The sequence below is a fragment of the Rhodococcus zopfii NBRC 100606 = JCM 9919 genome, from assembly GCF_001895025.1.
Lineage (GTDB): Bacteria > Actinomycetota > Actinomycetes > Mycobacteriales > Mycobacteriaceae > Rhodococcus > Rhodococcus zopfii.
On the sequence record NZ_BCXI01000032.1, the window covers coordinates 87,043 to 104,130 of the forward strand.

Consider the following 17,088-nt stretch of genomic DNA (forward strand, 5'->3'; position numbering starts at 1 on the left):
CGCACATCGGCGCCCGGTACGACAATGGCCGAGCGTGCGATGCGCACAGCTCGGCCAGTGGCAGGACTCTAACGCGTTAGACGCGTTGCTGTCCAACCACCCTCGTCGCGGCGCGTCGTCGTCGGGTCCGGGCGACATGGTCGAGCACGTCGCCGGCCCGATAGCGGGTCGATCCGTCCGGTCCTGCGCAGCGCGGCAGGTGCCCGCGGTACGCCCACTGGTAGATCACCTGTGCGGTCACGCCGGCGAGCTCGGCCGCTTCGATCGCGGTGAGCAGATCGTCCATGCCGAAGGTGACGAGTTGCGGTGTGACCCAGTCCTGGCCGTACTCGCGAGCGCGGTCGTCGAGCTGGGCGCAGCGGTCCGGCGCGATCGCGGCGAGAGCTTCGCGGTAGGACTGGGCAATGCGCCGGGCGCGGTCGAGTGGGGTGTCGGCCGGCCACGGCCACGGGTCAGCGGTCACGCGAACTCCCGGTAGTCGTCGGACAGGATGGTGGTCATGCGGCGGTAGTCGGTTTCTGTCCACGCGGATCCGCAGGCGAGGCAGTCGAAGAGCTCCGCGCCGTGCCAGCGGCCGAGCTGCGAATGCTCGCAGTGCGGGCACGGCAGCGGCGAGCGGTCGCGGCCGCGGGTGACGCCGAGCATCGCCGACGCTCGCTGGTGCAGTCCGACGAGCCGCCACGCCAGACCCGGGCCGTCCTGCACGGTCGCGCCCCAGCTTTCGCCGTCACGGTGCCACGCCATGGCCTCATGTTCACCGACGTCGAGGAGCAGCGGAAGGTTCTGCTCGATCAGATCCAGGCACACGCCGGTGGCGTGTTCGGCCGGCGCATCGCGGCCGAGCCGATCGGCGATGCACAATGCGCCACGGTGCGCGGTGTCGGCGATGTCCTGGGCGAGTGCGTCGGCGTGGACGTTGACCGGTACCGCTGGGGTGGGCGATGCGGCGCGCACCCCGGTCGACGGTCCGCGCACGGTGGTGTCCCTGACCGACCGGTGCAGGGTCAGGTAGTCCTCCCACAGTGCGGCCGCCGCGGCCGCAACGGCGCGGATGCATGTCGGGCACAGGAAGCGCGGGCGGAGGGTCAGCGCCGGAAGCCACTGGCCGGACTCGGGGTCGCACTCGCGGCCGCGGCACCCTTGCCCGGCTCGGCACTGGTGACTGGGAGTTGGTGTCGTCATCAATGACCTGGCTTTCGGTTCTTCCCTCTGCGGCCCCGGCGGCGAGGGGTAGGGCTGGGCAGTGAGTGAGTTCGCGAGGGAGGGTTCGGGTCTGGTGGTGGGTTACCTGACATACCGACCCGTCCCGACCCGACCCGTCCCGACCCGGCACTTCCAGATCCTGGAGGCAGGTGTTCTGCGGGATCTGCTGTATCCGGCAGAACCGGTGTCGGGGCTGGTGTCGGCGGGTGGGGTGGGTGTGCGTTGTCCGCGTGGATGGCGGGTCGCTGCGGGGTGTCGCGTTCCCTCACCGGGTGTGAGGTCGCTGTGGTGGTGGCGGTGTCCGGCCGGGTGCCGGGTCGCCGGGTGGGCTCGCGGTGTCCGGCCGGCTGCCGGGTCGCGTCGGTCGCGGTGTCCGCCTGGCCGGCGGGTCGCGGGGTGTCGGAAGCGGTGCCCGTCTGGGTGGCGGGTCGCTGGTACTGCTCGACGATGGTCTTGCGGTCGTCCGGGACGGTACCGGGCGGGATGGTGCGGCCGCGTCGGCTGGTGATGCTGTAGCCGTTGTCGCGCGCCCAGGGGTGCTCACGGATCCAGGTGCGGGTGTAGGGGCTGAAGTACGGCTTCGACGGTGGTGGCAGCAGCGGATACCGCTCGTCGGCGAGCGGATCGTTCTTGCGGCCTGCGTTGCAGCCCGAGCACGCGACAACCATGGTCTCGACCGTCGCCGCCTTGCCGGGCTGGCGGTGGTCGTAGGTGCCGACGATGCGTCCCTTGCGTGCGCCCGGGGCGAACTTCACGACCTTCGCGCAGTAGCGGCAGGCATCACCGTCACGCAGCCGGACGGGGATGATCAGGTCCGGGCGGGAGTTGTCGTTCTTACGCTGGTGTTCCCACTCGATCTCTTCCTTCGAGCGCATGTGGAGGAACTCGGGGTCGTCGACGATCTTCCACACACGTTCGCCGTCGACGGTCGCTTCTTCCATCAGCCCGGCCCGCACGCAGACGTCGAGGAGGCGTGGTGCCTCGTCGCGGGCGATGAGACACGCAGTGCCCCAGGACACGACGTAGTCGGTGGTGTGGGCGGCGGCGAGGGAGGCACACAGCACGAGGAACCCGAACGCTTCGATCACCAGAGAGGTGGACGCGTCGGGGTCGTCGTACACGCGCAGCAGCCGCGGGTTCGTGGCGACGTTGTCGCCGGTGCGGAGCCACGGCATCAGGACGCCCCCGGGCCGGGCTCGGGGGCGTGGGGTGTTGACATCAGGGCGGGGTCCTTCTTCCTGGTCGCGGTCGAGCGTCGGTCGTGCAGGGGGCGCGGCGGGGCGCGGGCGGTGGTGGCCATCAGTGACCGGGCCGGCAGTCTCGGCACCAGCGCGACCCGGCAGCGGCCGGAGCCGAGCAGACGCGGCAGTAGCGCGGTGGTGGGATGTGCGGGCGTTCGGCGCGGGCGATGGCCGCGGCGACGGCGACATGGTCGGTGATCGACTCGGTCACAGCGTTGCCCCCCATCGTGCGCCGGCGGTATCGCGGTGGATCAGCACGATCGCGGGGCGCGGCGAGTGCCCCGGCCTGGCCAGGTAGTGCGTCAGGTGCTCGACGGCTGCCGTCTCGGTGTCGCAGTACTGGAACGGGTGCAGATGCTCGGGCAGACCGGGCCGGGAAGGGACGACCTCTGCGACGCCCCACAGCGCGGTGAGGTTGTCGATCGGGTCAGCGAGTTCGCAACGGCCCCAGTGCGAGACGTGTCCGCAGGGGTGGCGGTGTTCGGTCACCGTGCCCCCTCGTTCGCGCATGCGGTGTGCACGAGGTGCGGGCCCATCGTTCGCTCGACGACGCGGTCACCGACGCGGATCTCGTCTCCACATTCGGAGCAGACCACCGAGGTCCACATCACGGCCCAGGACTGACCCGTGGACGGGTGAATCAGTGTGCCGACCCGGAAGTCATCGGATTTCGCGATGCGACCGCGGCGCGCCGGGTACGTCTTACCCATGATCGCCGCCTCGAATGCGGCCATCGGTCGCCTTCGTCTCGACGCTGGAAGTCGCCACGTCAGACCAGTCCCTTTTGTGCCCACCACGTCTGATAGGTGCTCGTAAGCCACGCGTTGATCTGGTTGCGGTTAGGCCGATCCGGCCAGACACTGGTTGAGGTCAGGCGGTTGATCTGTCCGCGCAGTTCGCTCATCCGGTCGAGGGCTTCGTCGATCGTGTGCTCGCCGTTGCGGAGCTCGCGCAACCACGTACGGTCCGGCTCCGGGATCGGCAGCGTGATCCGTCCGGTGGTGAGCAGTTCGACGCCTTGCAGTCCGAGGCGCACCGCGTGGTACGCGAACTTCGTATCGAAGCCATGAACGTCGATGAGCTCCGGACGGTTGGTGCGCTGGGCACGGAGGCCGAGCATCTTGTCCCGTTGCGATTCGAGGTAGCCGATGAAGCGGTGGCCGGCCTGCTGCGATATGAACATCTCCGGGCGGGCCTGCAACTGCTCCCCCACCCAGGTGTTCGTGACGATCTCGTGTTCGGGCAGGAACAGCAGAAGCAGCACGGTGGGGTTGCCGGCGGCGGTGAGCCGCGCCCACTTGCGGAGGCTGTAGACGACGAGGTCGAGATCGCCTGCGCCCGAGCGGACGCCTTCGGGTTGGGTGCGGAACTGGTACTGCTCGAATCGGGCGTTGCCGATGACGTACTCGGGCGGTTCGATGCACACGCCCATCTCGTCACGGTCGTCGGCACCGGTGGTGACGCCGTGGAGGCCGGAGCCGACCTGGCCGCGGAGGACGGTGTTCTGTTCCGCGATGGCCTGGAACTCGGGGCCGCTGTATGCGACTTGCTTCGTCGTGGTGCTGTTCATCGGCTCTCCTTCGGCGGGGTGAGGGTGACAATCCATCGCTGCACTTGGCCGTCGATCCGTTCTTCGGTGATGGTGTCGAGGTCTGCGACCAGCTCGGTGTAGGTCGCCTCGGCGCCGCGGTGGCGGACGAGTGCAACCTTGTATCCGAGCCGTCCGTAGTCCATGCCGAAGCACAGCGGAGCGGGGCCCGTCGCGGGACTGACTGTGTGCCCGTCCGGGAACTCGCCGAGTGCTGCGCGAAGTGCGCGTCCGAACTCCAGGAAGGTCTCCTTGAGTTCGTCGTTCGCGGTGCGGGAGGTGATGAAGTCGACGGCGGCGATGAGGTGATTGATCGACCGACGGGTCGTCCGGTGGTTGTGGGACTCGTGGACTGCGACATTGATGCGGTCGTCGAGATCGATGCGCAGGTCGTCGACCATGTCGAGGAGCTGCTCTGCGTACGTGCGGGCCCACACGAGCCAGTCGACGTTCGCCGGCCGCGGGTCGTGCGGGTCGGTCGCAGCTTCTTCGGCGTTCCTGGCGTCGAGGAGTGCTCGGCCTTCGTCGAGGTTCACCTTCGGTGGGGTCACTGAGCACCGTCCTGGAGGAGTGCGGTCACGGCGGCTGGTTCGGTGTCGTTCTCGCCCGAGGCTTCTCGTGCTTCCGAGTCGTGGTAAGCGCGGATCAGCGCCTTGACGCGGTCGGGTCGGAATCCGCCCCAGTGCATGTCACCGGCAACGACGACGGGGACGGCCTTGTAGCCGAGTTCCTGGATGAAGGTGAGTGCGTCGGGTCGCTGGGTGACGTCGATGTAGGCGTAGGGGACGTCGCCCTTGTCGAGCGCTCGCGCGGTTGCGGTGCACTGCTGGCAGTCCGGCTTGCTGTAGATGGTGATGATCGGGGTTGTCACCGACCGTTGTCCTTTCGTTGTTCGCTGTACCAGCGGTGAAGGCATTCGACGGCGGAAGGCCAAGTCCGGGTGAACGCGTACGGCGCGGCCAGGTCTGGGGTGATCAGCAACCACCCCGTCGCGCCAGGAATCGGGTTGTGGATGATCAACGGCCGAAGTTCGTTGTCTCGGCGTCGAGTTCGCCAGTCGTGGAACGAATGCCCATATTCGGCGTGCACGTAGGGAAAGGCGTGAACGGTGTGGCCGACGTGGCGGGCCTGCTGGAAGACGCACGCGTGACGGCGTCCGTCCGCGGTGACGTAGCGCGCCTGGCACCGTTCACCCTGGTTCGTTTCACTGGCCATTGCCGGGCACCCTTGCGTCGTTGGGTCGTTCGCGGCCGATCTCGTAGCGGCAGGTCGCGCAGATCACGCGGAGCACCTCGACGGTGAGCGTCTCGGTGCGCAACACCACTCGGCCGCCGGTCCGCGCATCCATGAACTCGCGTGCCGCCAGCACGTCCTCGCTCATCGTCACGACAGCGAAGCGGCGCATGAGGATGACGCCGCCGCACTTCGGGCACGTGGATCGCATTGATCGGGCCTTCGGCAGAGCCATGTACTTCTCGGTGATCTCGGCCTGGGCTTCGGCCTCCGCCTCGGTTGCCGTGCTGGCGCTCATCGCCCGGCCATCCACCACATGATCGCGACGAGGATGACGAGCGCGCCGCCGACGATGAGGATCCCCGCTGCGGCAGCGAGAGAACCAAAGACCACGTCCATAACGAGAGTCACTGTCCGCCTCCGGGTGTCCACAGGACGAGCGCGGGAAGGTCGGACGCGACGATCATGCCGTCGAGCACGGATCCAAGGAACGTGGCGGGACGCCACTTAGTCGATGGCCGGTCCTCGTAGAACTCTGCGACTTCCCCGTGCTTGGTGCGGATCAGCGTCTCAGCCGGCAGTGCGAGGACCTCGGCCATTGTCGTGATCGTGCGGGGCGTGAAGTGCTCGGCAGAGAGTTCGACGGCGAGGTCGATGCATGCCGCGGTGTTGCCGCCGTCGCGAACCGGTGGCACCGGCGTTCCGCGGCCGTGAGTGAGGGCGTGTTCCGGCCAGGCGGCGCGGATCTTGTCGCGCAGCTGCTCGAGCTGGTCGGTCATCGGACCAGTCCTTCCGTGGCGAGGATGAGGATTGGGGTCGTGTAGTGGCCGGCCGCGGCGATCAGTGCGAGCCAGCCGCCGAGCGTCACGACCCGTCCTCCGGCCGGGCCCCGGGGATGTCGAGGCTGGTGTGCAGGGACCGGGCGGCGCGGTCGATGACGACGGCGGTGAGGGCGAGCCAGCCGGACGCGATCATCGCGGTGACGGCGACCGCGGAGGCTGCTGTGGCGGCGGCGTTCTTCACTACTGGTCACCGCCGTCCGTGCCGATGTAGCGGACGTACGCAATCTTGTTGCGGGCGGTGGCTTCGAACGCACCCTTCGGTGCGAAGCCGCCCTTGCCGCTGCGGACGGTGCTGACGAACGTGCTGACGGACTTGTAGGCGTCGTCTCCGGCCGGCGGGTACTCGATCCAGCGACCCGCGTTGGCCTTGGCGAATTCGATTAGGTCGCGGCGGTGTTCGGGAATGGGCCGTCCGGATCGGTTCTCGGCGGAGGGAAGGGTGTCGACAATCCGGAACGTATTCGCGACCCGGGTGGAGAGCTGAGGTCCGGCCGGGCGCTGCGGGCGCGCCGGCGCCGGGCCGGCGGCGACAGCGGGAACCGGCCACCTCTCTGCCGGGGTCGCGTCGGTGGGCGGGAGTGGCACATCGCCGCGGGCAGCTGCGCGGTTCTCCTCGCGCTGCCTGCGTCGCCATTCGCGGGCGTCTTCGTCTTGCAGGCTGCTCATCGGTCCACGCCTTCCGATTCACTGTCGGTGTGGTCGTCGAGGCTGGACACGCCGATGCCGTCGTTGGCGATGTACCGGGCTACCGCGGTCTCACCTGCCGTTCGGGCATCGACGCGGGGACCGTCGTCACCGGCGACGAGACGACGCGCTGCGCGGGAGACGGTGCGGGTCGGGCACGGTGCCGGAACGTCACAGAAGACGCACGTGCCGTTGACTTCGCGGTGCAGGGTGTTGACGGCGATGAGCTGCGCTGCGATGCGTTTGTTCTTGCGGCGTGCGTCGCGGAGTTCGTAGCTGGTTCCCATGGTGGGCTCCTTGTCGGTGGTGCTTGATCGGGTGAGGCAGCGGCGTCTACGGGCGGTCGACGTCGGGGATGACCACTTCCGGCTTGAAGATGACGCGGTAGTGATCGGCGCTGACGTTGGCGCTTTCGATCTGCTCGGCGACGTAGGAGACGTTGTCGCTCAGGCCGAGGAAGTGCTTCTTGTACTCGTTGCCGGCGGTCTTGCACGTGACCTCGAGTTGCCGGTTCTCGTCCTTGATGGAGCAGCGGCCTTCGACGGTGAGGAGGTAGCTGTCGGTGATGCCGTTGAAGAAGACGATGCGGCGTTCGATCTCGAACTGGTCCGCTGCCTTGGACAGGTTCTGCGACACGACGTCTGCGTCGGCGGCGCATCCCGATACGGTTCCGACGACTGCGAGGGCGGCGAGTGCCGCGGCGGCCTGCTTGATCGTGCGAGAGATGTTGCGCATGAGTGCCTCCTGGTGCGGTGGGTTGCTTGGACTACGAGGTGCGGTGAAGGGGGGTCACGGCACCTGTCGGGTCGAGGTCGGCGGCGTCGCCGACGATCGGTTCCCTGCCGGTGACGAAGGACGCTGTGACGATCCAGTGGTCCGGGAGCTGCGGGGCGCGGTAGACGTTGACACTGCCTTCGTCGATCAGGCCCGGGACTTGGATGCCGCCGATGGTGATTCCGTCGGCGTTGATTTCGATCTGCTGGTCGTACGCGTAGTCGGCCATGTCAGTGCCACTCCCCTGTTGCCGTGTTGGCTGCGAGTTCGCCGCGGGCCCGGCGGTTGCTGTCGATTGCTTCGGCAAGGTTGTCGTCACCGAGGCTGCAGAGCGGTTTCCCGCACGGTGCGTGCCGGCGGTCGCCGCAGCGTTGGCAGTTCCAGGTGATCACTGGCCGGTCCCGGTGATGTGGTCGTACCAGCGCTTGACCCAGCGGGCGTCACCGAGCGCGGTGTGGCGTTCTTCCGGGGTGGGCGGTTCGACTCCGCAGGCGCGGGACAGGTCATCGGACCGGTACGGCGGAGTCAGCAGGGCTGAGATCTCACTGTTGATTCGGTCCAGCTCTGCTCGCGCATCGGAGACAGCGGTCGCAGGATCGGTATCGCCGAAGGCGAGGCCGAGGTCCTTTCGCATCTCGCGATCGAACAGAGCCATTGAGGCTTCCTGCCGCTGCTGGACGAGGGGGGCGCTGTAGGGCATCGCGCGGAGCCATCCGGCGGCGTAGGTTTCGATGTCGACGAGCTGGTAGTGCCAGGAGGGGCACAGCCGGTGTCGGCGGAGCATCGCGGCGAGGGTTTCGGTATCGAAGTTCGGGACTGCGCCGATGATGATCGCGCCGCGGGTGGCCTCTTCGACGGCGTGCGCGGCGAGGAATTCGCGGTCGATCTCGACGTTGTCGGGCTTCTGGTCGACGCCGATATTGCGGAAGTACCGTTCGTGGAAGCGTCCGACTTGCAGGCCCTTGAGTTCTGCGGTGGTGAGGTCGACGTCGGAGATCTGGATCAGGCGTTCGGTTTCGGTGCCGTCGATCTCGCGTCGGATCCATGCGATCTCCCACGGGCGGCGGTCGGCGTGCAGGCCGGTGGTCTCGGTGTCCAGGAACACGATCGGGCGGTTGGTCATCGGTTCTTCCTCCAGGTGTCGGCGTGAGGGCAGGTGGCGAAGTGGGACAGGTACAGGGGGCGTTTGGCGGCGCGCAGGCCGTCGCGTTGCGGGCCGGACACGACCCCGGCGTGGAGCACACCGAAGACGAGATCGACGGCGACGTTGCCGCGCTCGGACGGTTCGACGTCGATCGGCATCGCCTTGCCGTTTTCGGTCTGCGCCCACACGATCTGGTGCCTGCAGGATCGGCACTTCTCGGCGGCGGCGCGCATCGCGGTCGAGACGTGGTCGACTCGTAGCCAGGTCACTGGGCGCCGCCGACGATTTCGGTGTACGGCGCGGCTGCGACGAGATCAGAGTTCGGGCCGGCCGCAGCCAGCCACTCGTGCCCAGCGCCAAGGCTGTAAACCCGCATCTCGACAACACCGTTCGCGCCGCGGACGATCGCGACATCCTTGGGAACATCTGCCAGGTTGTCCCACTGCCGCGGGCCCGGTGTGAATTCCGGAAGGGTCCACGTACCAGGCGACACCTTCCACGGATTGACCGGCCAGCGGAGGTATTCGGCGTCGTAGGCGCGGCCGAAGTACAGCGGCGCACCGTCAGGAATCGATACTCCGGGCGCCTTCTCCTCGTCGAGCTTCGCGAGAACGGCGCGGATGCCGGCGCGGACCATCTTCTGGTCTTCCGGATGAAGGTCCGAGTAGTACGCCAGCTCGTGCGCGGCGTCGCAATACGTGCGTGCGAGTTCGTCGATGCGTTTCTCGTCGGCCTGCTCACGCTCGAGTTTCTGTTGGAGTCCGTCGGCGATCACTCGCAAGGATTCTGCGTTCACTGTCGTCCATCGGCCGTCGAGCCAGTCGGCGACCGCACGGATCAACTCCGGGGTGATCTCTGGTGTGCTCACTGGGTTCCTTCGGGGTTGAGGTTGCGGGGCTTCGCGTCCGGCGCCGGGAGACGGTGCCGCCACGCGGTGTTCCACTCGGTGTGCTTGGCCTGTGCCTCGTCGGTGAGGGTGATGGGCATGAGGGCACCGAGGAACGATTCACCGACGGTGATCGACAGTGCGCTGGTGCCGGTGCGTGCCTCGATCAGCACGGGCTCGTCGTAGACGACACCGGCGATGCGGAACGCGGCGAGCCGATCGCCGTTCGTGGCGAATTGCTCGATCCACTTCACGTCGCCGGATCGGTTGCGGGAGATCAGGAGCGGGATGTCGGGGTAGCCGGTGTCGGTGGCGGCGCGGGGTTGCTCGAGGGACTGGCCGTCGATGCCGGGCAAGCCGGAGACGTCGGTGAGTTTCCAGTAGTTGTCGCCGATTTCTAGGCGCAGGATCGCCGACGGTTCGTCGTTCTTGTCCTTCGGTGCCTTGAAGATGTGGAGGATCTTGTCGACCTGCTCGGGCGTGAGGTCGAGGACCGCGTCGGGGTTGATGCTGTCCTCGGGCTGCCAGATCGAGACGATGGCGAGGCCGACGGAGACACGGTCGGTGGCGACGACGGTGACGTTGTGGGCGTCGATTTCGAGGCGGACGCGTCGGAACGTTTCGAGGTCCGGGTGCTTCTCGTGGTGCGGGCGGACCGCCGTGAGTGCACGGCGCAGGTCGTGGGTGCCGACGACGACGGTGGTCATGGTGTGTTCCTGTCGGTGAGCAGCGGGAGCGGTAGGTCGAGTTGGCCGTCGATCGGTATGTCGGTGGGGTGGTCGACGCGGCCGAGCCAGCGGTGGAACGCGATGCGCCGGTCCTCGGGCAGGGAGTCCCACCAGGCGTCCGCGGCGGAGGCTGCGGTCACCAGCGCCGCCGGCGGTGTGACGGCCGCACCGAGGTGACCGCGCGGCGGACGTGGTCGGGCATCGGGTTCGTCGGGCGTCGGGCGTGGCAGGTGTCGCGGTGCGGGACGTAGAGCTTCTCGCTGTTGGCGATGGCGTGGTGCAGGGACTCGCCGGTGAGCACATCCGCCCAGACGCAGCCGTTCTCGTCTCGGGTGTCGCGCTTGCGGACGATGCCGTCGCGGTCGTCCGGGTACAGATCGAGCGCGATGTATGTGCCGCGGCCGGTGGTGCGTGCCCAGGTGATCTCGGCGTTGCAGTCCCTGCACTGTGCCATCAGCAGATTCGCTTCCGTGTGGGTGCGGTGGTGGTGTTGGTGTGGAGGCCGAGTTCGATTCGGATGCGGGCGACGGTGTAGGTGGTCCACCGTGTGTGCGTGGCGATCTGCGCGTCGGTGTAGCCGCGGGCGTGGAGGGCTTCGACGAGGACGCGTCGGTCGTTGGTGGTCAGTGCCTCGCCGGGGATTTCACCGTCGAGTGCGCCGGCGTACTGACCGGGGTAGTCCAGGTGAGGGGCGGTGCGGCTCACGGGGTTGTACCGCCGTTGAGCTTGGCTTCCAGGGTCGACATGGCGCGAGCGCCGATCGCGAGGAGCAGGCGGGGTTGCACGTGGCGGATCGCGGCTTCCAGGGCCAGCAGTTGTCCGACGTTCAGCGCGGCGTTGGTGTGCACCTCGATGGTTGCGTCGGGGTTCAGGACGAGGCTTGCCGATCCGTCGTCGGCCTGCCACACGACCGTCGGTGTATCGGGGATTCGGATCGAACCGCCAGTCCAGTGCGGGGACATGAGGTGTAGCGCGACGGCGATGTCGTCGATGTTGCCGTTGAACACTTCGCGGATGAACTTCTCGAATTCGGCGGTGGGGTCCATGGTTACTCCGTTCGGTAGCTGGTGCAGCGGCACAGGTTCAGGAGGGCCCGGACCTCGTAGCCGCCGTGCTCGTCGGTGGCGCAGCCCCGCGGGTGGTGATGCCGGCGAGGGTGGCCGCACCCGACACAGGGTTCGAGGTGCTCGAAGTCCGGGATCGGCAGACTCATCGACGGCTGAATGACATGGATTCTCTGTTCTTGGCTGCGTTCTCGACTGCGAGCGCGGCCCGGCCTAGATCGGTGACGTAGTAGTGGGAGTGGCTGTCACCTGAAGTGACCGCGGTGGACTTGGTGTGGCGGCGGTCGAGGAGTTCAGCCAGTTCGAGCAACTGCTTTGCCCTTTGCGGGTTGTTGTTGATGAGGAGTTCGTCGACAGCTCCTGCGGCGGCGCGGTCGGCGAGCTCTGCCAGGTTCGGGAGGATCACGATGCCGGCGAGTTTGTCGATCACACCGCGGGTTTCGGTGATGACTTCGGCGAGCTTGCTTGTTTCTACTGGGACGCCGATGGTTTCGATGAGGTCGAGGAGGGTCTGTGCGTGCTTGGCGAGGTTCTCGCGGTTGGTGCGGATGGCTTTTTCGATGTCGGTCTGGTTCACGGGTGCGGTCCTGTCGGAGGTTGTTGGTTCCGGTGGCGGCGTGGTGCGCACATCTGGTGCGCCGGATCAGGACTCCGTTTCACACGCCGCCACCGGTGTTGGGGTGGCGCCGAACCCATCCGGGGGGTGGAGTGGGTTCGGCGCCGTGGGATCCGCGCCGGCCTATCCCCTGTCGGCGTCGCGGATGGTCTGCGGGCGGATGGTCAGCACTGGCCCGATCCGTGTGCGGCGTCGAGTTTGTTCGCGAGGTCGCGCAGCGTCTTGGCCTGTATGGCGAGACAGATCGGCCGGCGGTGCTCGAGATGCACGAAGTCGATGCGGGTTTTCTCGGGGTTGTCAGGATCAACGCCGATGGTCACGATTGAGGAGGCGTAGCTCAGTAGATCTTTGACCTTCGCTTCGGTCGCCTGTTTGATCTCGGGCATCGTCACCACACCCCGGACAACAGGTTGAAGCCTGCGGTGACTGCGATCACGAGGGCCCACGAGGCGACGATCCATGCCCATCGTGTGCGGGTTCGGGCCCGGGTCGTAGGGGCGCCGTGCGACGACCCTACGACCGGCCCATCTCCTACGCTGTGTGCGCCAACAACATCAGCAGAAGGAGAAGAATCGTGAGCGAGTCGATCATCCCCGCCGCCCTCGAGATCGAACACGTCCTCGTGCCCGATGCGGCCGAGGCGTATGTCGGTCGTGACAGGTACATCGTGGTCGCGATCGCTGTGTTCAACAGCATCGTGACAGCGCATGTCATCCAGGCCGTCGGCGGCAGCCCCCGCGGACCCTTGGGTGGGATCATGCTGCGGCTCTTCGACGACACTGACACCGAATACCTGGTTTCCGGCGGTGGAGGAGGGGGCTACATGAATGGTCGGCCCGCAGATATCACTCAGATCTTTTCCCGACCCGCCGGGACCGATCCGAAACGCCTCAAGTTGTTCGCGGAAACCCTCGGTGATAGGGCCGGGCTGCATCCCCTGACCACCGTTGTCGTACCCGAGGGACGGTAGGAGGTTGGTGGAGTAGTTCCCGAAGCAGTCTGTGATTCGGATTTCCCCGATGTCCGGCCGCTGCGTCAGGCGCAGTTCGAACCAGTGGCCGGACAGGACGACCGCGAGGGTGCAGATCCGGGTCGGCTGGAACATGTCGTCACTGACACGAAGCCACGACATCAGATCACCACCACGGCGGCCGGGGCGGTCAGCCAGATGACCGCGGCGATGGTGACGCCGACTGCGAGGATCAGCCACAGGAACCAGGCGGCGCGGTGCCGGTGCACGTTGGTGGTGTCCTCGGGTGTGGTGTCGGATGCCGGTGCGCGGTCAGTGGGGATGGTGGCGAAGTGTGCGTCGAGGTCGTCGCTGTCGTTCGTGTCGTCGACGGTGGCGACCTCGACGTCGGGGGCCTGGGAGCTATCGATCGTGGCATCAGGTGCAGGGGTGCCATCGACGGGGATGGTGGCGAAGTGCTCGTCGAGTTCGTCGAAGATCGGGGTGGCGGGGCGGGGCGGGATCGCGAGTGTCATGTCAGCTCAATTCGTTTCGGACTGGCTGGTGGCCTGCAGGGTGTTGGGCGTGCGCTGCTGCGCGATGCGGCTCTCGCGGCTGCTGCGGAAGAACGCGGCGATTCCTGCGGAGAACCTGGCATCGGCGGGCTGCGGACCCGTCACCGGCGGAGTGAGCTGTGGTGCCCTGGCGGTCGTACCGCTATGGTTGTTGTTCGACATTGGTTTCCCATCTGTGTCTTGCCCCGCTTGGTGTTGTGACCACCGGCGGGGCACTTTTTCGATCAGGCACTTTTTCGATCAGACGGCGGAGGCTTCCGCGGATCGCGCCGCTCGCCGAAATGCGGCAGTCACGATGTCGAGCTGATAGATAGTCAGCGGCTTGCTGTGCGCGAGGACTTCGTCAACCGCGTCCTGCATCGCGGTCGTCCACAGCGGACAATCTGGACTTTCTGGACAGCTGCCATTGCTGCATCCACATGAGGCCCCGACGCTCATCCTGCGATCGCATAGAGCGATTCGGGCGGCACGTCCAGTACGCGCGCCATGTTGATGAGTTCTTCGAAGGTGAAGGATCGCTCGCCAGCGAGGCTGCGCTGCAACGTGCGGTGGGACATTTCCGACATACGGGCAAAGTCCTGCTGTGAAATACCAGCGGCGCGGCGGGCGCGATCCACGATCTCGCCGAGCCGACCCGCAAGATCATCAGTCTGTGCGTTCATAGTGGCCAATTTAGCGCCACATGTGGCGCATTGCAAGCGCCGAAGGTGGCGCTTCGTGCAGTCAGGGCTGGGCCCGTAGCACTTGAAGTTACGCCAAATCAGGCGCTATATTGGACAACATGGACGCTGCAAGTAGCAGAACAGACGCAATTCGAACAGCGGTCGCCAACCAAATGCGCATCCATCGGACAATCAATCGCATGTCACAAGATGAACTAGCAGAGCGCGCAGGCATCAGCCGCCGAACGATTCAACGCCTAGAGAAAGGAGATATCGCCATGGACATCAAACATATGCAGGGAATCGCATCCGCGTTCGGAATTCACTGGCTCGAATTCATGAAGCGCGTGAACGATGACATAGAAGGGGACGGCCACCCAAACTCCAACTCCACCTAGTCCACTCACATGAACCGAAGTGCCCGAATGCCATAGCATTCGGGCACTTCAATATCCGTAGCCTTGGCACGACTGGAATTCGTGAGCAGGCACCGGAATGCTCAGATCAACTTGATAGCGACCGACTTAGGGTTGAACTCTCGGCGCGGCCGGTCTTTCAGGATCGTGACCGAAACCAGAGACCGAATAACCATACGCCGGTCAACCATAGACATTGCTTGCCACTGGCTGCGAGCGTTGGGACCGATCAAGCGTTGCACTTCCGGTGGAACGATCTTCTGCGCCCGACGCTCATGTTTCTCGATCTCGGGTAGCAGGAGTTTTTCCGCGTGCGCGAGCCGCGCCGCCGTCAAGTCCCCTCGGGCAAATTCAGCAACAGCATCATCAAGTCGCTTCCTCAGGTCTCGCGCAGCCTTTTGCGCTTCCTTCTGCTCCGGGTCAGCCAGCTCGTCAACGCTGACGATATTCTCCAATCGTTGCAGAACCGCCTCACGCACCAGAGCATCAACGAGATGTTGCCGGCGACTCACGCATCCGCCTTCGAAGCAGGAATAGCTCGAGTACTCGTAGAAGGTTCGTTCACTGCCATCGCCAGTCCTCTTGCTGTATCTGCCATTGCGACGCCGGCGGATGCGGCCACCGCATTCACCACACACCGCGATTCCTGTCAGCAGGTATTGCGGCTCCACACCATGATGCGTAAGTCGCCGAGGGTCGCTCATGAGGGCAACGATCTGCTCATGCTCCTCAACACTGATCAGCGGCTCCCATTTCCCAGTACCGACCACCACTCCAAGGTGAGTGCGCAGGCCCGCATACGTTGGTCGCTTAACCATCGCGGACAGCGATGCTGCGGTCCACCCCTTCGACTGTTTCGACGTGGAAACCCCGCGATCGTTGAGCTCCCGCGCGAGCGCGTAGAGCGGTTCTCCGTCGAGAACCCGGCGCACCACCTCACGGACGATGGGCGCCTGCTTCTCGTCCGGGACCCGCTTCTCGATCTTGCCCGTGTCCGGATCCCGCACTGCCCGGTACCCGAAGGGGACCTTGCCGTGAGCCTTGCCCTCCTGGGCATTGGCTCGCTGTGCACGTCGAACCCGCTCGACGATCAGATCAGACTCGTGCTCAGAGAACGCGGCAGCGACAACGGAGGAGAGTCGGTCACCCGGCTTGCTCGGGTCGAGCAGTGCACCCGAGAAGCACCACAGGACGCCGCGTTCCGCGCACAGGTCTCGAAGCTCGGCGTACTCACCCATCTTGCGAGTCGCCCTTGACGCCTCCCAACACACGAGGACATCACCGGGGAGAAGAATTTCACTCAGCCGCTTGTACCCAGGGCGTTCCTTCTTTGACCAGCGAGAAGCACTGACGTCGTTGTCCTCGACAACGCACGCAACGTCCCAGCCGTTCCGTTCACAAACCGCACGGCACTCCCGCTCTTGCTCCGCGACCGATCTACCTTGCTTCCCGGGGTCAGAGGACACCCGGGTGTAAATCACCGCCCGACGTACGGCTTGCGCTATGGGACCCATAAATGGGATTGTACGTGTAGACGGCGAAGCACCCGGCGAAGCCGACGGTAGCGACGATCAGCGTCAGCCACACCTGTCGTCGCCGCAACGCCCCGAGTTCGGTGATCGGGTGGGTCACGGGCATCGACACCTTCGGTACCCACGCGGTGATGGCCGCGACGGTCGCGGCGCCGATGATCACCACGAGGCCGAACGCGGTCCGCCAGCCGAGGGCCTGCCCGAGCCACGACGCGGCGGGCACACCGACGACGTTGGCGACCGACAACCCGAGCATCACCTGGGCGACGGCGCGGGCACGGCGCTGCGGGCCGGCCAGGTGCGCGGCGACCAGGGCGGCGACCCCGAAGTAGGCGCCGTGCGGCAGTCCGGCGAGGAATCGGGCGGCCACGAGCAGCCCGTAGCCGGAGGCCGCGACCGAGGCGGCGTTGCCGAGCGTGAAGACCGCCATGAGGGCGGCGAGCAGTGTCTTGCGGGGCACGCGGGCGGCGAGCACCGCGAACAGGGGTGCGCCGACGACGACACCGAGCGCGTACGCGGAGATCGTGTGACCGGCCGTGGGTTCGGTGATCCCGAGGTCGGCGGCGATCTCGGGGAGCAGTCCCATCGCGACGTATTCGGTGGTGCCGATCCCGAAGCCGCCCAGGGCCAGCGCGAACACGGCGAGGGCGCGGTTGCGGACGGTTCCGGACCCGGTCGGCGGGGGTGCGATGTCGGTGAAGGTCACGGGAGCCCATTGTCCCGCGCGCGACGGTGAGGTCGGCGGTGAGGATCCGTGACTTCACTCACCCGGCAGGCGAACCGGTTCGACGGCTCGATTCACGTCGGCTCCGACAGGTCGTCCGGCCGGACTCCGGGCGGGAAAACAGCCGCGGGCAAATACCGAAAGACACCTGTGCGTCTGCCGATGCGAGAGCGGCGGCAGGGTCGACACCCTTGCGTCCCTTGCTCCGAATGAAGTCGGCCAGTCCC

General features: G+C 66.4%; 34 protein-coding genes. 2 read left to right on the top strand and 32 right to left on the bottom strand.

The genetic code is table 11. The features are described 5' to 3' along the window. Positions 1–76: 76 nt before the first annotated feature. From RZ1_RS20200 to RZ1_RS20315, 27 genes are all read right to left on the bottom strand, one after another. Positions 77–463 carry a helix-turn-helix domain-containing protein gene (locus RZ1_RS20200; protein WP_072814293.1) on the bottom strand — a complete coding sequence of 129 codons (387 nt, stop codon included), beginning with the start codon at positions 461–463 and terminating at the stop codon, positions 77–79. Next, a complete protein-coding gene (locus RZ1_RS20205; protein WP_072814294.1) occupies positions 460–1,182 on the bottom strand; it encodes a hypothetical protein in 723 nt (240 codons plus the stop codon). Before RZ1_RS20205 ends, RZ1_RS20200 begins: the two co-directional genes overlap by 4 nt. Further along, positions 1,182–2,378, bottom strand: a complete 1,197-nt coding sequence (locus RZ1_RS20210; RefSeq protein WP_072814295.1) for a hypothetical protein — start codon at positions 2,376–2,378, stop codon at positions 1,182–1,184. The genes RZ1_RS20205 and RZ1_RS20210 overlap by 1 nt, the downstream gene beginning before the upstream one ends. 124 nt (positions 2,379–2,502) lie before the next feature. After that, on the bottom strand, positions 2,503–2,655 hold the full coding sequence (locus RZ1_RS30595) for a hypothetical protein (protein ID WP_169918019.1): 153 nt from the start codon (positions 2,653–2,655) through the stop codon (positions 2,503–2,505). Beyond that, positions 2,652–2,933: a hypothetical protein gene (locus RZ1_RS20215; protein ID WP_072814296.1), complete on the bottom strand. Its 282-nt coding sequence runs from the start codon at positions 2,931–2,933 to the stop codon at positions 2,652–2,654. Before RZ1_RS20215 ends, RZ1_RS30595 begins: the two co-directional genes overlap by 4 nt. Then, positions 2,930–3,178, bottom strand: a complete 249-nt coding sequence (locus RZ1_RS20220) for a hypothetical protein (protein ID WP_072814297.1) — start codon at positions 3,176–3,178, stop codon at positions 2,930–2,932. The genes RZ1_RS20215 and RZ1_RS20220 overlap by 4 nt, the downstream gene beginning before the upstream one ends. 35 nt (positions 3,179–3,213) lie before the next feature. Continuing rightward, positions 3,214–4,014: a DNA polymerase beta superfamily protein gene (locus tag RZ1_RS20225; protein ID WP_072814298.1), complete on the bottom strand. Its 801-nt coding sequence runs from the start codon at positions 4,012–4,014 to the stop codon at positions 3,214–3,216. Beyond that, the gene (locus tag RZ1_RS20230) at positions 4,011–4,583 is read right to left on the bottom strand and encodes a hypothetical protein (protein WP_139281907.1); all 573 of its coding nucleotides are present in this window, start codon (positions 4,581–4,583) and stop codon (positions 4,011–4,013) included. The genes RZ1_RS20225 and RZ1_RS20230 overlap by 4 nt, the downstream gene beginning before the upstream one ends. Beyond that, positions 4,580–4,903, bottom strand: coding sequence for a glutaredoxin-like protein NrdH (nrdH, locus tag RZ1_RS20235; protein WP_072814300.1), 324 nt, complete (start codon positions 4,901–4,903; stop codon positions 4,580–4,582). Before nrdH ends, RZ1_RS20230 begins: the two co-directional genes overlap by 4 nt. After that, positions 4,900–5,247, bottom strand: coding sequence for a hypothetical protein (locus tag RZ1_RS30600; protein ID WP_072814301.1), 348 nt, complete (start codon positions 5,245–5,247; stop codon positions 4,900–4,902). The genes nrdH and RZ1_RS30600 overlap by 4 nt, the downstream gene beginning before the upstream one ends. Further along, the gene (locus tag RZ1_RS20245; RefSeq protein ID WP_072814302.1) at positions 5,237–5,563 is read right to left on the bottom strand and encodes a hypothetical protein; all 327 of its coding nucleotides are present in this window, start codon (positions 5,561–5,563) and stop codon (positions 5,237–5,239) included. Before RZ1_RS20245 ends, RZ1_RS30600 begins: the two co-directional genes overlap by 11 nt. A 109-nt stretch (positions 5,564–5,672) precedes the next feature. After that, positions 5,673–6,044 (bottom strand): hypothetical protein, encoded by a 372-nt coding sequence (locus RZ1_RS20250; RefSeq protein WP_072814303.1) that lies wholly within the window; start codon positions 6,042–6,044, stop codon positions 5,673–5,675. An 85-nt stretch (positions 6,045–6,129) separates the two neighbouring features. Next, on the bottom strand, positions 6,130–6,288 hold the full coding sequence (locus RZ1_RS30605; RefSeq protein ID WP_169918021.1) for a hypothetical protein: 159 nt from the start codon (positions 6,286–6,288) through the stop codon (positions 6,130–6,132). Continuing rightward, complete coding sequence (locus RZ1_RS20255) at positions 6,288–6,773, bottom strand: hypothetical protein (RefSeq protein WP_072814304.1); 486 nt, start codon at positions 6,771–6,773, stop codon at positions 6,288–6,290. The genes RZ1_RS30605 and RZ1_RS20255 overlap by 1 nt, the downstream gene beginning before the upstream one ends. Continuing rightward, positions 6,770–7,078, bottom strand: coding sequence for a hypothetical protein (locus tag RZ1_RS20260; protein ID WP_072814305.1), 309 nt, complete (start codon positions 7,076–7,078; stop codon positions 6,770–6,772). The genes RZ1_RS20255 and RZ1_RS20260 overlap by 4 nt, the downstream gene beginning before the upstream one ends. A 46-nt stretch (positions 7,079–7,124) precedes the next feature. After that, positions 7,125–7,526, bottom strand: a complete 402-nt coding sequence (locus RZ1_RS20265; protein ID WP_072814306.1) for a beta-sandwich lipoprotein — start codon at positions 7,524–7,526, stop codon at positions 7,125–7,127. A 31-nt stretch (positions 7,527–7,557) separates the two neighbouring features. Continuing rightward, positions 7,558–7,794 carry a hypothetical protein gene (locus tag RZ1_RS20270; RefSeq protein WP_072814307.1) on the bottom strand — a complete coding sequence of 79 codons (237 nt, stop codon included), beginning with the start codon at positions 7,792–7,794 and terminating at the stop codon, positions 7,558–7,560. 159 nt (positions 7,795–7,953) lie between these two features. After that, positions 7,954–8,688, bottom strand: a complete 735-nt coding sequence (locus tag RZ1_RS20275; protein WP_072814308.1) for a 3'-5' exonuclease family protein — start codon at positions 8,686–8,688, stop codon at positions 7,954–7,956. After that, positions 8,685–8,978 (bottom strand): hypothetical protein, encoded by a 294-nt coding sequence (locus tag RZ1_RS20280; RefSeq protein ID WP_238072041.1) that lies wholly within the window; start codon positions 8,976–8,978, stop codon positions 8,685–8,687. The genes RZ1_RS20275 and RZ1_RS20280 overlap by 4 nt, the downstream gene beginning before the upstream one ends. Then, complete coding sequence (locus RZ1_RS20285; RefSeq protein WP_072814309.1) at positions 8,975–9,577, bottom strand: hypothetical protein; 603 nt, start codon at positions 9,575–9,577, stop codon at positions 8,975–8,977. The genes RZ1_RS20280 and RZ1_RS20285 overlap by 4 nt, the downstream gene beginning before the upstream one ends. Next, the gene (locus RZ1_RS20290; RefSeq protein WP_072814310.1) at positions 9,574–10,302 is read right to left on the bottom strand and encodes a hypothetical protein; all 729 of its coding nucleotides are present in this window, start codon (positions 10,300–10,302) and stop codon (positions 9,574–9,576) included. The genes RZ1_RS20285 and RZ1_RS20290 overlap by 4 nt, the downstream gene beginning before the upstream one ends. Next, the gene (locus tag RZ1_RS30610; RefSeq protein ID WP_169918023.1) at positions 10,299–10,463 is read right to left on the bottom strand and encodes a hypothetical protein; all 165 of its coding nucleotides are present in this window, start codon (positions 10,461–10,463) and stop codon (positions 10,299–10,301) included. The genes RZ1_RS20290 and RZ1_RS30610 overlap by 4 nt, the downstream gene beginning before the upstream one ends. Further along, the gene (locus tag RZ1_RS20295) at positions 10,460–10,777 is read right to left on the bottom strand and encodes a hypothetical protein (RefSeq protein ID WP_072814311.1); all 318 of its coding nucleotides are present in this window, start codon (positions 10,775–10,777) and stop codon (positions 10,460–10,462) included. Before RZ1_RS20295 ends, RZ1_RS30610 begins: the two co-directional genes overlap by 4 nt. Continuing rightward, complete coding sequence (locus tag RZ1_RS20300) at positions 10,777–11,028, bottom strand: hypothetical protein (RefSeq protein ID WP_072814312.1); 252 nt, start codon at positions 11,026–11,028, stop codon at positions 10,777–10,779. Before RZ1_RS20300 ends, RZ1_RS20295 begins: the two co-directional genes overlap by 1 nt. Further along, on the bottom strand, positions 11,025–11,369 hold the full coding sequence (locus RZ1_RS20305) for a hypothetical protein (protein ID WP_072814313.1): 345 nt from the start codon (positions 11,367–11,369) through the stop codon (positions 11,025–11,027). The genes RZ1_RS20300 and RZ1_RS20305 overlap by 4 nt, the downstream gene beginning before the upstream one ends. A gap of 163 nt (positions 11,370–11,532) precedes the next feature. After that, on the bottom strand, positions 11,533–11,964 hold the full coding sequence (locus RZ1_RS20310) for a hypothetical protein (protein WP_072814314.1): 432 nt from the start codon (positions 11,962–11,964) through the stop codon (positions 11,533–11,535). Between the two features lie 203 nt (positions 11,965–12,167). Continuing rightward, complete coding sequence (locus RZ1_RS20315; RefSeq protein ID WP_139281909.1) at positions 12,168–12,389, bottom strand: hypothetical protein; 222 nt, start codon at positions 12,387–12,389, stop codon at positions 12,168–12,170. A gap of 188 nt (positions 12,390–12,577) precedes the next feature. Between RZ1_RS20315 and RZ1_RS20320 the strand changes: the two genes are divergently transcribed. Then, on the top strand, positions 12,578–12,973 hold the full coding sequence (locus RZ1_RS20320; protein WP_072814316.1) for a hypothetical protein: 396 nt from the start codon (positions 12,578–12,580) through the stop codon (positions 12,971–12,973). Between the two features lie 161 nt (positions 12,974–13,134). On the opposite strand, the gene RZ1_RS20325 is transcribed toward RZ1_RS20320, so the two are convergent. The 3 genes from RZ1_RS20325 to RZ1_RS20330 form a co-directional block, all read right to left on the bottom strand. Continuing rightward, entirely contained in the window at positions 13,135–13,488 is a 354-nt protein-coding gene (locus tag RZ1_RS20325; RefSeq protein ID WP_072814317.1) for a hypothetical protein, read from the bottom strand. A gap of 6 nt (positions 13,489–13,494) precedes the next feature. Beyond that, positions 13,495–13,632: a hypothetical protein gene (locus tag RZ1_RS30615; protein ID WP_169918025.1), complete on the bottom strand. Its 138-nt coding sequence runs from the start codon at positions 13,630–13,632 to the stop codon at positions 13,495–13,497. A 329-nt stretch (positions 13,633–13,961) separates the two neighbouring features. Further along, complete coding sequence (locus RZ1_RS20330) at positions 13,962–14,189, bottom strand: helix-turn-helix domain-containing protein (RefSeq protein WP_139281910.1); 228 nt, start codon at positions 14,187–14,189, stop codon at positions 13,962–13,964. Positions 14,190–14,308: 119 nt separating this feature from the next. Between RZ1_RS20330 and RZ1_RS20335 the strand changes: the two genes are divergently transcribed. Then, positions 14,309–14,587 (top strand): helix-turn-helix domain-containing protein, encoded by a 279-nt coding sequence (locus tag RZ1_RS20335; RefSeq protein ID WP_083583804.1) that lies wholly within the window; start codon positions 14,309–14,311, stop codon positions 14,585–14,587. Positions 14,588–14,688: 101 nt separating this feature from the next. Here the strand turns inward: RZ1_RS20335 and RZ1_RS20340 are convergent, their stop codons facing one another. After that, complete coding sequence (locus RZ1_RS20340) at positions 14,689–16,119, bottom strand: recombinase family protein (protein WP_072814320.1); 1,431 nt, start codon at positions 16,117–16,119, stop codon at positions 14,689–14,691. Next, entirely contained in the window at positions 16,061–16,828 is a 768-nt protein-coding gene (locus RZ1_RS20345; protein ID WP_373863698.1) for an MFS transporter, read from the bottom strand. The genes RZ1_RS20340 and RZ1_RS20345 overlap by 59 nt, the downstream gene beginning before the upstream one ends. Positions 16,829–17,088: the final 260 nt, after the last annotated feature.

Bases quoted from the DNA above. Each gene is read 5' to 3' on its own strand.
- RZ1_RS20220 (WP_072814297.1), bottom strand. From the start codon at position 3,178: ATGGCCGCATTCGAGGCGGCGATCATGGGTAAGACGTACCCGGCGCGC.
- RZ1_RS20290 (WP_072814310.1), bottom strand. From the start codon at position 10,302: ATGACCACCGTCGTCGTCGGCACCCACGACCTGCGCCGTGCACTCACG.
- RZ1_RS20260 (WP_072814305.1), bottom strand. From the start codon at position 7,078: ATGGGAACCAGCTACGAACTCCGCGACGCACGCCGCAAGAACAAACGC.
- RZ1_RS30600 (WP_072814301.1), bottom strand. From the start codon at position 5,247: ATGGCCAGTGAAACGAACCAGGGTGAACGGTGCCAGGCGCGCTACGTC.
- RZ1_RS20335 (WP_083583804.1), top strand. From the start codon at position 14,309: ATGGACGCTGCAAGTAGCAGAACAGACGCAATTCGAACAGCGGTCGCC.
- RZ1_RS20315 (WP_139281909.1), bottom strand. From the start codon at position 12,389: ATGCCCGAGATCAAACAGGCGACCGAAGCGAAGGTCAAAGATCTACTG.
- RZ1_RS20250 (WP_072814303.1), bottom strand. From the start codon at position 6,044: ATGACCGACCAGCTCGAGCAGCTGCGCGACAAGATCCGCGCCGCCTGG.
- RZ1_RS20255 (WP_072814304.1), bottom strand. From the start codon at position 6,773: ATGAGCAGCCTGCAAGACGAAGACGCCCGCGAATGGCGACGCAGGCAG.
- RZ1_RS20270 (WP_072814307.1), bottom strand. From the start codon at position 7,794: ATGGCCGACTACGCGTACGACCAGCAGATCGAAATCAACGCCGACGGA.
- RZ1_RS20325 (WP_072814317.1), bottom strand. From the start codon at position 13,488: ATGACACTCGCGATCCCGCCCCGCCCCGCCACCCCGATCTTCGACGAA.
- RZ1_RS20275 (WP_072814308.1), bottom strand. From the start codon at position 8,688: ATGACCAACCGCCCGATCGTGTTCCTGGACACCGAGACCACCGGCCTG.
- RZ1_RS20225 (WP_072814298.1), bottom strand. From the start codon at position 4,014: ATGAACAGCACCACGACGAAGCAAGTCGCATACAGCGGCCCCGAGTTC.
- RZ1_RS20295 (WP_072814311.1), bottom strand. From the start codon at position 10,777: ATGGCACAGTGCAGGGACTGCAACGCCGAGATCACCTGGGCACGCACC.
- RZ1_RS20340 (WP_072814320.1), bottom strand. From the start codon at position 16,119: ATGGGTCCCATAGCGCAAGCCGTACGTCGGGCGGTGATTTACACCCGG.
- RZ1_RS20205 (WP_072814294.1), bottom strand. From the start codon at position 1,182: ATGACGACACCAACTCCCAGTCACCAGTGCCGAGCCGGGCAAGGGTGC.
- RZ1_RS20305 (WP_072814313.1), bottom strand. From the start codon at position 11,369: ATGGACCCCACCGCCGAATTCGAGAAGTTCATCCGCGAAGTGTTCAAC.
- RZ1_RS20210 (WP_072814295.1), bottom strand. From the start codon at position 2,378: ATGCCGTGGCTCCGCACCGGCGACAACGTCGCCACGAACCCGCGGCTG.
- RZ1_RS20265 (WP_072814306.1), bottom strand. From the start codon at position 7,526: ATGCGCAACATCTCTCGCACGATCAAGCAGGCCGCCGCGGCACTCGCC.
- RZ1_RS20330 (WP_139281910.1), bottom strand. From the start codon at position 14,189: ATGAACGCACAGACTGATGATCTTGCGGGTCGGCTCGGCGAGATCGTG.
- RZ1_RS20245 (WP_072814302.1), bottom strand. From the start codon at position 5,563: ATGAGCGCCAGCACGGCAACCGAGGCGGAGGCCGAAGCCCAGGCCGAG.